Genomic DNA, 12,065 nt, shown 5'->3' with positions numbered 1-12,065 from the left:
GAGGGCGGCTAATACAACACCCTTCGGGGAAATACGCCCGCCGTCTACGTGCGGTTTCGAACCTCCCGACTTCCCGTCCGCCATGCGTGGCGGGCGGACCCTTCATGGACCGAGGAGGCAACGATGGCGTACGACCGTTTGGACGATGAAGACATGCCCGGCTATTTCCTGCCGGAGGAGAGCCAGTTCCGGCTGGCGAAGCTGCGCGATCACATGAGGTTCCTGGTCCGGCTGGCGCAGCCGCGCACGCCGGACGAGGAGCGTGCCGCCGAGCCCAAAGTGCGCATGGGCGAGCTGGCGCTCTGTCTGGAGCTGTTGGCCGACCAGGTGGAGTTGGTGCTGGACGCGCTGTCCTATCCTGCGCAGCGGACCGACACGACGCGCGACGCCCGGCCCGCTGCCACCGTCGCGATGGCGCCGGACGTGGGCGGCGGCGCCTTCCGCGTCACGCTGGCGCAACTCGACCAACTCAACCTGCTGGCCGAGATCGTCTCGGCCCATGCCCGGGTGGTGGCGGCCGGCGATGCCACCGCGCGTGCCGGCCAGGCATTGCCAGCGGTGGGCGACACGCTCTGCGAGGCAGCGAACGCGATGCGGACGCTAATGCTGCAGATCGAGCGCCAGCCGCTGCGCGAACCCACGTCCAACGGCGTACGCGAGGAGCGGGCGGTCTATGCGGTGGAGTGGGCCGCGCCGCCTGTGGGAGGCGGGCGGCTGCATTGATCCCACATGGCTGAGGTGAGGCAAGAACGCTCCGCCGGTGGGCTGGCTGGCGGAGCGTTGCCGGTTCATCTCGCAGGAGATGTGTGGAATGCCGCAGGCCTAGTTGCTATCTTTCGCGCATACAAGCCGCAGACCATGTCCAGGGAGTGACTGAATGGCTGAGCAAATGCGATCCAGGCCGTGTTTCCCCGTGGCCGCGCTGGTTGTGGCGATGGGGTTGATTACCTCGTGTGCAAGCTCCGCTTCGGCGAGCAAGGCCCCTTCGTTTTCTGGGGAGTGGGCGTATGCCAAGAAATGCGACTTGGGCCACTATCTGAGCCTGCATCTGCAGCAGCATGGCGATCGCGTCACGGGGGATTGGAGCGAGGCGACGAACGCCCACGGCAATGATGGGCAACTGCGGGGACAAGTGCGTGGAGACACGTTGTATGTCCGCTACTGCAGCGATGACGGGGGAAAGAGCTACGCCGCATGCCCCGCGTTCTCAGGGCCAGACGATCAGTTCCGGCTGGAAAATGGGCAACTTGTTCGATATCAGAAGTACGGTTCTGTCTACCGCCGTAGCGTCGCGCTTCATCCGGACATCGCAGGGAAGGAAGTGCCTTTTGACAAGGAGTGTACGGATCCCGAGGACGAACAATGAGTACGCTCACGGACCAGGAGCTGCGCGCGACCCTCTACTTCGCGGTGGGTGTCACCTCCGAGAGTCGATACGATGCATATCGACTGGCTGTTGCAGGCGACAAGGCGTCAACGCCGACACTCGAACCGGCGGACAAAAGCGGCTATTCGATCGGTACCATCCAAACGGATCTTGGGCAGCACTATCAGCCCAATGATCCTAATGGCGAAAACGTTCCAAGGGACTTGATCAATGCGTACCAGGGCTGGGCGAGCGCGCATCAGCCACAGTCGGTGTTGACCGAAGATCAGGCGACGAGAGCGATTGCGGATCTTGGTCGTGATGGAGATGCGATCAGAAGCGACCACGGGCGCCCGCTGGATGCGGATGTCAAATCGCGGTTGGACGCGTTCTTGTCCTCGGACGCCGGTATCACTTGGGTGCACGATCGCGACATCGCCCAGATCGACAAATTGATGGATCATGCCATTGCGCCTCTGCAGCGAAGCAACCTGTATCAGAACGCTTCACTCGACGACCAAGTGAAACTGGCGGCGATGGTTGGCAAGGTATACAACCAGAACGAAGTACGCGCTGCACCAATGATTCGCAAGCTTGAGGGCAATCAATATGACTCTGTGGCAGACGTCAGTGCTGCCATCGACGGGCTTCTCCCCAAACGCTCGGGTCGGAACGACTACTTTGAGCTGGGGCGTGACGACGCCCTGAGAGGGGCCGATGTCGTCAACGCGCTGCGCAACGCGAATCGAGAAAGCCCTCTCTCGACGGCTTGGGCAAGTGTCTTGGCTGATCCGCTTGTCAATCCAACCGCCCTCAATGCGGACAGGCCACACCAAAACTTGCCGCACGAGTACCCGGTCATCAAAAACCTGTTCATCCATGACGATCGCGCAGGGCAGTTCATCGGGGCTTTGGATAGAGGTGCGACGCATCAGTACGGTCCTGCGGATCGCGCGCACCCAGAGCGCTTCAATGGGCCGGGCTTCTATGCCGCAGGGAATGATCTGGTCAACTGGAACAAGCATGGGCAGGGCCATGCCTTCTTGAACGGTGAATGGAGCTCTGTCGCACGCGAGAATCTGACCCGCGCTCGAAACCAAGATGGCACCACCGATCTCAACGTGCAGCAGGGAGGCCAGACGCAACGGCTACTGCATGTGGACCCTCATGCGCCGGAACTTCGTCCCGCTCCGCAACAGCACGGTGGCAGGACCGGACCCGACAATCCTGCGCACCCCGATCACGCAATGCTCCTGCAAATCAGGGAGGGAGTGCAGCGGCTCGGGAGCCAGGCTGGCGTGCCATTCGATGAGAACAGCGAGCGCGTGTGCAGGAGCCTTCTCGCCGCCTGCAAGGACAATCGAGACCAGTATCCCAATGCCTCCAATGCCTCGCTATCCAGCAATGCGTTGACACGGGTGGATCATGTCGTCGCTGGTCCCGAGCGCTTGTTCGCGGTTCAAGGAGAGTTGAACGATCCCGCGCACCTGCGTGCCCATGTCCTCGTACAGCAAGCGACGCAGACACCGGTAGAGCAGTCAGACGCCAAACTTATGGTGGCGAACCAGGCAATTGCTCAGGAACAAGCGATGACCCAGCAACGCGACTTGTCTAGAAATCAAGGGCAGTCGTTGGGGTGACGTTATCGAGGCAGCGGGCTCCTTCGTGTTGCCCGGTTGCCGCCAGGATGACAATGGATAGCTGAGTGTCCGCAACTCCGCATCCGCCAGTACCGCTGGCGAATGCGTGTTGTCCTCATCACTCCATCCCTTTTGGGGCCTACTTCTTCATTGCGCCTTTACGGCACAAGCCGATGTTGGTCCTTGCCGCGCGCACGATCGCCAAGTAGCGATCCGCCAGCACCGGCGTCCAGCCGTCCACGGCCGCATCGTCGTCCTTGCCGGCGTCCTCGGCATACTTGTCGAGCGTGGCCAGGCACTGCGCATATAGCCCGTTCTTGTACTGGGTGATGGCCAGGTCATTGCGAATGGCGCCTTCTTCTTCCCATTCCAGCGTTGGCAAGCAATTCGTCAGTGCCGGGGACAAGGTGGTCAGCGCCGCCTTATAGTTTTTGCCGTCGTAAAAACGCTTGAACGCAGTCCGTGTGCGATCGAGATCGTCTCGGCCGCAGCCATCCTTCACACGCAGGTAGGGCGCTTCGAAATCGCCGTTGTAGCCGCAGAATGCCTTGCACTCTTTGGGTGTTGCTGCGCTCACGTCAATGCCTTGCTGGGTGCTGGTGAACTTCACACTGCAGGCGGGTTGGCCGTTGTCGCCCTTGGCGACGCCCCGATCTCCGTCGATCGCTCCATCGAGCGCACACACGTCTTCCCCGGTGGTGCTTTCCAATGAAAACGTCAACGCCCCGTTCTGTTCCTTGAGCAGCAGGCGCCCCCACCCCTTTTCGGTAACGTACTCGCCCGGTTGCAGAGTATTGCCGGCTGCGGCTTGCGCTACGGCCACTGATCGCCGCTCGCTGCTAGGGGCATGGTTGGGGGGTGGAGGACGGCGGCTGCGCTGAACATGCCGTCGTGGAGAGCGCCGCGATTGCCGCGCAGGCTAGCCATGTGGTCTTCAGTGGAGGTGTTTTCGCCATGTCCTTCCGTCCATCATGTCTTCCCTGCTGCTGTTTAGCTTGCTATCCGATCTTGCGTCAAGTTGGAGTGCTACTGCCGCACTGGTCGACGGTGCTCTCGGTGCCGCCATCTCCCGACGCGATGCCTGCGTCGGGAGGGCGGCTAATACAACACCCTTCGGGGAAATACGCCCGCCGGCTCTGTGCGGTTTCGAACCTCCCGACTTCCCGTCCGCCCTGCGTGGCGGGCGGACCCTTCATGGACCGAGGAGGCAACGATGTCGTACGACCGTTTGGACGATGAAGACATGCCCGGCTATTTCCTGCCGGAGGAGAGCCAGTTCCGGCTGGCGAAGCTGCGCGATCACGTGAGGTTCCTGGTCCGGCTGGCGCAGCCGCGCACGCCGGACGAGGAGCGTGCCGCCGAGCCCAAAGTGCGCATGGGCGAGCTGGCGCTCTGTCTGGAGCTGTTGGCCGACCAGGTGGAGTTGGTGCTGGACGCGTTGTCCTATCCTGCGCAGCGGACCGACACGACGCGCGGCGCCCAGCCCGCTGCCACCGTCGCGGTGGCGCCGGACGTGGACGGCGGCGCCTTCCGCGTCACGCTGGCGCAGATCGACCGGCTGAACCTGCTGGCCGAGACCGTCTCGGCCCATACCCGGGTGGAGGCGGTCGGCGATGCCACCGCGCGTGCCGGCCAGGCATTGCCAGCGGTGGGCGACACGCTCTGCGATGCAGCGGACGCGATGCGGACGCTAATGCTGCAGATCGAGCGCCAGCCGCTGCGCGAACCCACGTCCAACGGCGTACGCGAGGAGCGGGCGGTCTATGCGGTGGAGTGGGAGACGTCGCCTGCGGGAGGCGGGCGGCTGCATTGATCGCGGCATGGGTGGGATGCGGCAGGGATGCGTCGCCGGAGAGGGCTGGCCTCGTGGTGCGGGGCCGGCCCTGGGATGCAGCGAGCGTCAGTGCGCAAGCAAAGGGAGTGAGGCGCCTGAGGGCATAAGCGGCGCTCAGGCGGCCACCCAGCCCATCATTGCGCCCCCGGGCTATGCAGTGTTGCACCGCCACACCGACGGCCGCCGCGTCCCGGTCCTGCGCCTGAGCGGCCTGTGGTTGGAGCAACTGGACTTTGCCATCGGCCGTAAGGTTCAGATCACCTGCCGAAACGGCAGATTGGTGATGGAGCTTGCAAATCCGGATCGCGATTGACGTGGACGCGCGGCAGGTGGGTGAGCTACTTTCCGCACGGCGGAACCTCCAGCACATCGGCGCGTGGCCAGTGTCCCGTTAACGCAAGGAGAGCATGCATGAAAACCAAGTTCTTTCAGTGTCTCTTCTTGCCCCTGACTCTGACGACAGGGTGTGCTTCCGTGTCGGCTGGCGGTGAAGACGCCGCGTCAGCGGGTGTCTCTCTATGTGAACAATCACGTGGCTGGGGGAGCAGTACATCGTCGCCAGCAAGCCAGGTTGCTCCCCAGGTGGTCGAGGACAGCAGCGGGCGTTCCTACCATTTCGATCTTGACGGGCGTGGCGGTGGAATCCGGTCCTTGGACGCCACATGTGGCTGGGGTAGCTACGCCGAGTGCGACATCAAGGTGCTTCAAGCCGATGGGGCGACCTATCAGTTCTCGGAACTCTCAACGTTCGGTCTGTGGGAGTCGCGGGGCAGCCTCTATCTGCTTTACCGCATTGTCGCTCCCAAGGACGATACAGCTGCTCAAAAGCGGCGGGTGGTGAAGGTGAGTAATCCTCCAATGGAAGTCTGTAATGAGATAGGGGACTACTCGAAGATCATGTAGTTGCTCGTATTTGATATGGAGATCACTTATGCCTATCGTCTATCGCGTACTCGATCAGGATCAGTACAACACGCTGACCGGTGACCTGATAAAGCTGACTGAAAGCTTGCACGCCCGGTCGCAAAATGTGGCAGATGGCCGGGCCACCATCGGATATGGGTATACCTTCAATCGTTCCAACAACACTGAGCTCTGGCGCAATTCGGGAATCGCACTCACCGATGCACAGTGGCGCCAGCTCGGCGCAATCGATGCAGCAGCTCCGGGCGACCGCACAAGGTTGGGCTTGCAGTTCGACAGGACGCTCAATGCCGCCGAGGGCGACAGGCTGCTCTCGGCTTCCATGCCGGAGTACGAGCGCCCGATCGCTGGCCTGAACATGCCGATGTCGCAGGAGCGCGCGGCCTTGGTGTCGCTGGTCTACAACCGCGGTGCCGGATCTTACGCCGCCAACATGCAGCCATTCATGGATGCGGTTACCGCTGGGGATCGTGCCGAGGCCTGGTTCGAAATGCGCTACAACGCGTGGGGTAGCAATGCGACCGCCGAGGCCGGCCTGCGCAAGCGCCGCGTGATGGAGGCGGAACTGTTCGGTCTCTACAACGATCCGAACAACGTGACGGCCGAAGAGGCGTTGTCGACGTACCGCATGTACCAACAGCACCGGGATCGCATCAATCGGGACGAGACACGCTGGGGCGTCGATGTGGATGGAAATCCTGGCCAGCGCAATCTCATCTCAGAAGCGAATCGCGACTACGCTGCCTTGCTGGCTGGTCGGGGCCAAGTGCAGACACTGGCGCAATCTTTGGAGCCTGCCCGCACACGATTGCTGTCTGATCTGCGCGAGCAACATCCGGAAGTCTCCGATCGTCTGACAGATGCTGCATTCAATGCGGGTTCGATCTATGTCGATGCTGGTCGGGATTCGGCGCGTGTGGCCGTCGACGCCAATCATGCCGCGACTTTGGATGCAACGCGAAGCCGCGGTGGAACTGAGGTTGCAAATAACGATCTGCTGCTAGGGCAGGGCGGGGATGACACGCTGATCGGAGGGCGAGGGGATGATGTTCTGATCGGTGGAGAAGGTCGCGACGTACTACGTGGCGGTGCCGGTAGCGACACCTATGTCGTTGGTGATGGTGATGTGGTCCAAGATGCCGATCGCAATGGGCAAATCTTCTGGAGTGGCCAGCGGCTGACGGGCGGCACGCAACAAGCAGAAGATCCAGAAGGTGTGTTTCGAAGTGCAGATGGCCAGCACACCTACCGATTACAAGGTGCCGACCTGTTGATTGGCAACGGGCAGGGTCAAACCGTGACAGTCAAGGACTATCGCCCTGGTAGTCTCGGCATCGAATTGGGTGAGGCGCGTGTGCGGAACGATAGCGGCGCGACGGACCTCAACTTGAACCAGCAGCAGAATCCGCCCGATCGCGTGGGACCCGACAACCCGGCGCATCCCAATCACGCCATGCTGTTGCAGATAAGAGATGGCGTTCAACGGCTTGGCAACCAAACCGGGGTGCCATTCGATGAGAACAGCGAACGTCTATGCAGAAGCCTTTTGGCGGCATGCAAGGACAACCGGGATCAGTATCCTGACGTCGGTGGCTATTCGATGTCGGGCAATGCCCTGACGCGCGTGGACCATGTGGTTGCGGGACCCGAACGCATCTTTGCCGTGCAGGGGGCACTCAATGATCCTGCCCAGCTTCGTGCGCATGTTCCGGTGCAGGAGGCCATGCAGACGCCTGTCGAGCAGTCCGATGCCAAGCTTTCGGTGGCAAATCAGGCGATCTCCCAGGAATTGGCATTGACTCAGCAGCGAGAGCAGTCACGAAGCCAGGGTCAATCCATCGGATAGTTGCTGCCACTCTGTGGCTTCTTTTTGCCTATTTTTTTGCCAAGGCTTTACGGCACAAGCCGATGTTGGTTCTCGCTGCGCGGATGATTGCCAGGTAGCGATCCACCAGCATCGGTGGCCAGTTGTCCGTCACCACATCGTCGTCCAGATCGGCATCGCCCGCGTAATGGTCGAGTGTGCCGAGGCATTGCGCATACAGGCCGTTCTTGTACTGGGTGATTGCCAGGTCGTTGCGAATGGCTCCCTCTTCTTCCCATTCCAGCGTCGGCAAGCACCTCGCCAGCAGTGGAGACAAGGTACTCAGCGCCGCTTTGTAGTTTTTGGCGTCATAGAGAAGCTGGAATGCAGACCGCGTGCGATCGAGGCTGTCTCGGCCACACCCTTCAGCCACGCGCAGGTAGGGCGCTTCGAAGCCAGCGTTGTAGCCGCAGAAGGCCTTGCACTCGGTAGGAGCGACGCCCCCCATTTTGAGTAGCAGCCCGGTTTGGAGTCCAATTCCCTACCTCAAGGAGATTGGACGTGAAGAAGCGTTTTTCCGAAGAACAGATCATTGGCTTCCTGCGCGACGAGTGCCTCAACGAACATTGGTTCCCGACGCTGCTGCACGCACGCACGCACGCACGCACGCACGCACCAAGATCGAACGTTGGCGCCGGGAATACAACGAGGAGCGTCCAAAGAAGGCCATCGACGGCATGACGCCTGCCGACTACGCCAAATACCTTGCTAACACCGATATCATCAACCCCGGACTCTAAACCCCGCTGTTACTCAGGACGGGGGGACGTCGCTGCAACAACGAAGCGTGGTACGGCCTGGATCATCGCATGCTGGACCGCGAGGGCGCGGTGTTGCTCGACCTTCCCGGCAGCGACTGGGCAGATTGGGACGGCGGCGACCTGGTCTTCGCCCGCCACGGCTGCCTGTATCGCCTCGCCAAGAGCGATTTCCGGCGCTACGCGCAGGAAGGCGAGCAGGTGTTCCGCCTGCTGCACGATTTCCGCCGCGCGCGGTTCGCGCCGCTCGCGCCCAGTGCGCAGGCGCGCAAGGACCGAGCGGCGGCGCCGGTGTTGCCGGGTCAGTCTTCGTTCTTGCCCTTGCGCTGCCGCTTGAACTCCATGATCAGCCGTGCCAGTTCGTCTTCTTCGGCGTAAAAGTAGGCCAGTGGCAGCTCGAGCGCCGCCGCCAGGCGTTGCAGGGTCTGCAGGTCGGGCTGATGGACGCCGGTTTCGTAGCGGTTGACGCGGGTGCTGGCGACGAAGTCGTCCAGGCCGGCCTTGATGCCCAGGCTGCGCTGGGAAATGCCGTAGACCTCCCGCGCCTCGCGCAGCCGGCGGCTGAAGACCGGCAGCGGTCGTTTCTCACCCACGTGCTTGCTGGTCCCGGACTTCCATGCGCGGAAGCTTCCGGAAGAGGGCTTGACTTCGATACTACGCTAAACGTAGTCTCCGTATTGCAGCTACGTTAAACGTAGCTGCGGCGACGGCGGCATGCTTCTCGGCAGGTGCGAGGGGAGGCATCAGGTACGTCGCTGCGGGGCAGTAGGGGAATGCGGAAAGCGGCAGGACGGCGTCGGCGCGCGGGGAGCGTACCGGCATGCCTCGCGCGGGTGATGAATGTTCGTATCTCTATCTGTTTAGTGATGCTGACGAGTGCATCTCCGCGTGGCGCCGTGCCGCTGTCCGCGCAGACAGACGCGACAACCAGCGTGCCCGCTGGCGTGTCCGCTCCGGCTACCGCCGGATCGCATGCCCGCCGGGCGACATCAGGCCATAACCAAAGGACGCAGCATGAACGACAGTACGTTACGCAATGCCATTTGCCTCGCCTTGTTCGCCGCTGCGAGCGCGGCGACGGGGGTGGTGTGGGCCCGGGATGCCGCAGGGCAGACGCACGGGCGGGAGCGGGCCGCGCCGGGTGGAGCGCAGGTCGATCAGGATTTCGCCTTGCCCGCCGGGCCGCTTGCCGCGGCGCTGGAGGCCTTGGCTGCACAGGGCGGCGTGCGGATCGTCGCCGCGCCCGACGTGGTCGCCGACAAGCAGGCCAGGGCGATCAGTGGCCGCATGCGCTGGCAGGACGCGCTGGAGCGACTGCTGCAAGGCAGCGGTCTGGACTACCGGCAGGACGGCGACACGACCGTGATCGTCGCGCTGGCGCAGGACGGCGCGGTGCCGGTGGCCCAGGCGGACGCTGCGCAACCGTCTGCATCGGCCTCGGCGGCCACGCAATTGGAGACGATCACGGTGACCGGCACGCGCATCCGTGGCGGTGCGGTGGCCTCCCCGCTGGTATCGATCGATGCCGCGCAGATCCGGGCACAGGGGTTTGCCGATATCGGCGAGGTGATCCGCAGCATCCCGCAGAACTTCGCGGGCGGGCAGAACCCGGGTGTGGCCGCCGGCGCCACGCTGGGCTCCGGCGGTTTCGCCAACCAGAACCTGACCGGCGGCTCGAGTCTCAATCTGCGCGGGCTCGGGCCGGACGCGACACTGACCTTGCTCAACGGGCGGCGAATGTCCTATGGCGGCTACGTGCAGGCGGTGGATATCGATGCCATCCCGATCGAGGCGGTGCAGCGGATCGAGATCGTTCCCGATGGCGCCTCGGCGATCTACGGCTCCGATGCAGTGGGCGGGGTGGGCAACGTGATCCTCAAGCGCGACTTCGACGGCGTGGTCGCGGGCACGCGCTACGGCGGCGCCACCGAGGGCGGCCTGACCACCCGCGAGTACACGCTCACGGCGGGCACGCAATGGAACGGCGGCGGCGCGATCTTCACCTACAAGGACGTCTCCACCGATCCCATCTACGCCGCGCAACGCGGCTACACCCGGCAGATCCTCGCACCGACCACGATCTACCCCGGCAGCGATCTGAAGAGCGGCCTGCTGAGCCTTCACCATGCCTTCGGCGACGTGGCAGAACTGCGCCTGGACGCACTCGGCAGCCGCAGGGATCAGGTCTACAACTACTACTATTCCACTTCCAGGACCAGCTACAACCGGATGCTGCCGGAAACCTCGGCGCTGCTGGTATCGCCCGGCATCGCGGTGTTCCTGCCCAACGACTGGACGCTGTCGCTGGCCGCGACGCGCGGCAAGGACGACCTGGACAACCGCGATATCGGCGTGACCGTGGCCACCGGCGCCAGCACCGCCAGGACCCGCGAGTGCCTGTGCAACGAACATCGCTCCTACGAGGCCAGCCTGGAGGGACCGCTGCTGACCTTGCCGGGCGGCGAACTCAGGCTCGCCACCGGGGCCGGCTACCGGCGCAACGCGTTCGAATATTCCAACCAGCTCACCGGCCGCGTGTCGATCGATGCGCAGGAGAGCAGCCGCTTCGCGTATGCGGAGCTCAACGCGCCGCTGCTCGGACCGGCGTCCGGCGTCGCCGCGGTGCACCGGCTGGAGTTGACCGCTGCCCTGCGCAACGAGGACTACGACAGCTTCGGCAGCGTCACCACGCCGAAGCTGGGGCTGATCTATGCGCCGGGCGCGGACGTCACCTTCAAGGCGAGCTGGGGCCGTTCGTTCAAGGCGCCCACGCTGTACCAGCGCTATGCGGCGAGCTTTGCGCAGCTGGTCCCGGTCTCCTATGTCAGCGGCACCGGCTACGCTGCGACTGCGACGGCGCTGATCCAGGGCGGTGGGAACCGCGACCTGCAACCCGAACGCGCGCAGACGCGAACGGCATCGCTGGCGTTCCACCCGCAGGCGGCGCCTGGACTGGAGGCGGAGCTGACCTGGTTCCGCATTCACTACACCGACCGGGTGGTGCAGCCGATCACCAACGCTGCGCGGTCGCTGGCCGACCCGAACTACGCACCGTTCATCGTGTACGCGCCGACGCAGGCGGAGCTGGCGGCAGTGATGGCGACGGCGCAGAACATCTACAACTCCACCGGCAGCGCCTACGACCCCAGCCAGGTGGTCGCGCTGGTGCGCTTCGGCTACACCAACGTGGCCGCGCAGGAGATCGAGGGGCTTGACCTGTCGGGGTCGTACGACACGCAGGCGGGCAACGGGCATGTATCGGTGCAGGGGGCGGTCTCCTGGCTCGACAGCACCCAGAAGACCAGCCCGTTGCAGCGCCCGTTCGACGTCGCGGGCACCTTGTTCAACCCGGCCAGGGTGAGCGGCCGGCTCGGTGCGGTCTGGAGCCCGGGCGCGGTGTCCTGGTCCCTGTTCGGCAATTACAGGAGCGGTGTCACCAACACCGTGGACGACACGAAGACGGCATCGTTCACCACCTTCGATACGACGTTGCGCTATGCGCTGGATCGGCCGCGCGGCGTGCTCGCCGGGGTGGAGGTGGCGCTGGCGGCGCAGAACATCTTCGATCGCCGACCGCCGTTGTACACGCCGGCCAGCTGGATCCACGTTCCCTACGATTCGACGAACTACTCTGCGGTGGGCCGGTTCCTGAGCCTGTCCTTGTCCAAGCGCTTCTGAG

At 63.5% G+C, this 12,065-nt stretch carries 10 protein-coding genes and 3 pseudogenes; 10 read left to right on the top strand and 3 right to left on the bottom strand.

All coding sequences use genetic code 11. From position 1 onward, the window contains the following. The first annotated feature begins 123 nt into the window (after positions 1 to 123). From NRY95_20205 to NRY95_20195, 3 genes are all read left to right on the top strand, one after another. A complete protein-coding gene (locus tag NRY95_20205) occupies positions 124 to 723 on the top strand; it encodes a hypothetical protein (GenBank protein ID UYC15976.1) in 600 nt (199 codons plus the stop codon). Positions 724 to 913: 190 nt separating this feature from the next. After that, positions 914 to 1,366, top strand: coding sequence for a hypothetical protein (locus NRY95_20200; GenBank protein UYC18679.1), 453 nt, complete (start codon positions 914 to 916; stop codon positions 1,364 to 1,366). Further along, entirely contained in the window at positions 1,363 to 3,006 is a 1,644-nt protein-coding gene (locus NRY95_20195) for a hypothetical protein (protein ID UYC15975.1), read from the top strand. Before NRY95_20200 ends, NRY95_20195 begins: the two co-directional genes overlap by 4 nt. A gap of 139 nt (positions 3,007 to 3,145) precedes the next feature. Here NRY95_20195 and NRY95_20190 read toward each other — a convergent pair whose 3' ends face one another. Beyond that, positions 3,146 to 3,829 (bottom strand): hypothetical protein, encoded by a 684-nt coding sequence (locus NRY95_20190; protein ID UYC15974.1) that lies wholly within the window; start codon positions 3,827 to 3,829, stop codon positions 3,146 to 3,148. Between the two features lie 390 nt (positions 3,830 to 4,219). On the opposite strand from NRY95_20190, the gene NRY95_20185 reads away from it, so the two are divergent. The 4 genes and pseudogenes from NRY95_20185 (at position 4,220) to NRY95_20170 (ending at position 6,869) form a co-directional block, all read left to right on the top strand. Further along, a complete protein-coding gene (locus NRY95_20185) occupies positions 4,220 to 4,819 on the top strand; it encodes a hypothetical protein (protein UYC15973.1) in 600 nt (199 codons plus the stop codon). 202 nt (positions 4,820 to 5,021) lie between these two features. Further along, positions 5,022 to 5,153: pseudogene (locus tag NRY95_20180) on the top strand (type I toxin-antitoxin system SymE family toxin). Between the two features lie 98 nt (positions 5,154 to 5,251). After that, entirely contained in the window at positions 5,252 to 5,743 is a 492-nt protein-coding gene (locus tag NRY95_20175) for a hypothetical protein (GenBank protein ID UYC15972.1), read from the top strand. A gap of 28 nt (positions 5,744 to 5,771) precedes the next feature. Continuing rightward, positions 5,772 to 6,869, top strand: a pseudogene (locus NRY95_20170) (hemolysin). Between the two features lie 769 nt (positions 6,870 to 7,638). On the opposite strand, the gene NRY95_20165 reads toward NRY95_20170, so the two are convergent. Then, complete coding sequence (locus tag NRY95_20165) at positions 7,639 to 8,076, bottom strand: hypothetical protein (GenBank protein ID UYC15971.1); 438 nt, start codon at positions 8,074 to 8,076, stop codon at positions 7,639 to 7,641. An 86-nt stretch (positions 8,077 to 8,162) separates the two neighbouring features. Between NRY95_20165 and NRY95_20160 the strand changes: the two are divergent. Together NRY95_20160 and NRY95_20155 are read left to right on the top strand one after the other, a co-directional pair. After that, positions 8,163 to 8,368: pseudogene (locus tag NRY95_20160) on the top strand (transposase). 69 nt (positions 8,369 to 8,437) lie between these two features. Next, entirely contained in the window at positions 8,438 to 8,764 is a 327-nt protein-coding gene (locus tag NRY95_20155; protein ID UYC15970.1) for a hypothetical protein, read from the top strand. Here the strand turns inward: NRY95_20155 and NRY95_20150 are convergent. After that, the gene (locus NRY95_20150) at positions 8,689 to 8,979 is read right to left on the bottom strand and encodes a helix-turn-helix domain-containing protein (protein ID UYC15969.1); all 291 of its coding nucleotides are present in this window, start codon (positions 8,977 to 8,979) and stop codon (positions 8,689 to 8,691) included. The two genes, NRY95_20155 and NRY95_20150, sit on opposite strands and share 76 nt — an antisense overlap. Positions 8,980 to 9,556: 577 nt before the next feature. Between NRY95_20150 and NRY95_20145 the strand changes: the two genes are divergently transcribed. After that, the gene (locus NRY95_20145) at positions 9,557 to 12,064 is read left to right on the top strand and encodes a TonB-dependent receptor (protein ID UYC15968.1); all 2,508 of its coding nucleotides are present in this window, start codon (positions 9,557 to 9,559) and stop codon (positions 12,062 to 12,064) included. Position 12,065: the final 1 nt, after the last annotated feature.

Source organism: Xanthomonas campestris pv. phormiicola (assembly GCA_025666215.1).
GTDB classification, from domain to species: Bacteria; Pseudomonadota; Gammaproteobacteria; order Xanthomonadales; family Xanthomonadaceae; genus Xanthomonas_A; species Xanthomonas_A campestris_A.
The sequence above is the reverse complement of the archived record's forward strand: the minus strand, read 5'-3'. Positions and strand labels throughout refer to the sequence as shown.

Excerpts from the sequence above, each read along its gene's own strand:
- NRY95_20185 (UYC15973.1), top strand. The coding sequence starts at position 4,220 with ATGTCGTACGACCGTTTGGACGATGAAGACATGCCCGGCTATTTCCTG.
- NRY95_20155 (UYC15970.1), top strand. The coding sequence starts at position 8,438 with ATGCTGGACCGCGAGGGCGCGGTGTTGCTCGACCTTCCCGGCAGCGAC.
- NRY95_20175 (UYC15972.1), top strand. The coding sequence starts at position 5,252 with ATGAAAACCAAGTTCTTTCAGTGTCTCTTCTTGCCCCTGACTCTGACG.
- NRY95_20195 (UYC15975.1), top strand. The coding sequence starts at position 1,363 with ATGAGTACGCTCACGGACCAGGAGCTGCGCGCGACCCTCTACTTCGCG.
- NRY95_20205 (UYC15976.1), top strand. The coding sequence starts at position 124 with ATGGCGTACGACCGTTTGGACGATGAAGACATGCCCGGCTATTTCCTG.
- NRY95_20165 (UYC15971.1), bottom strand. The coding sequence starts at position 8,076 with ATGGGGGGCGTCGCTCCTACCGAGTGCAAGGCCTTCTGCGGCTACAAC.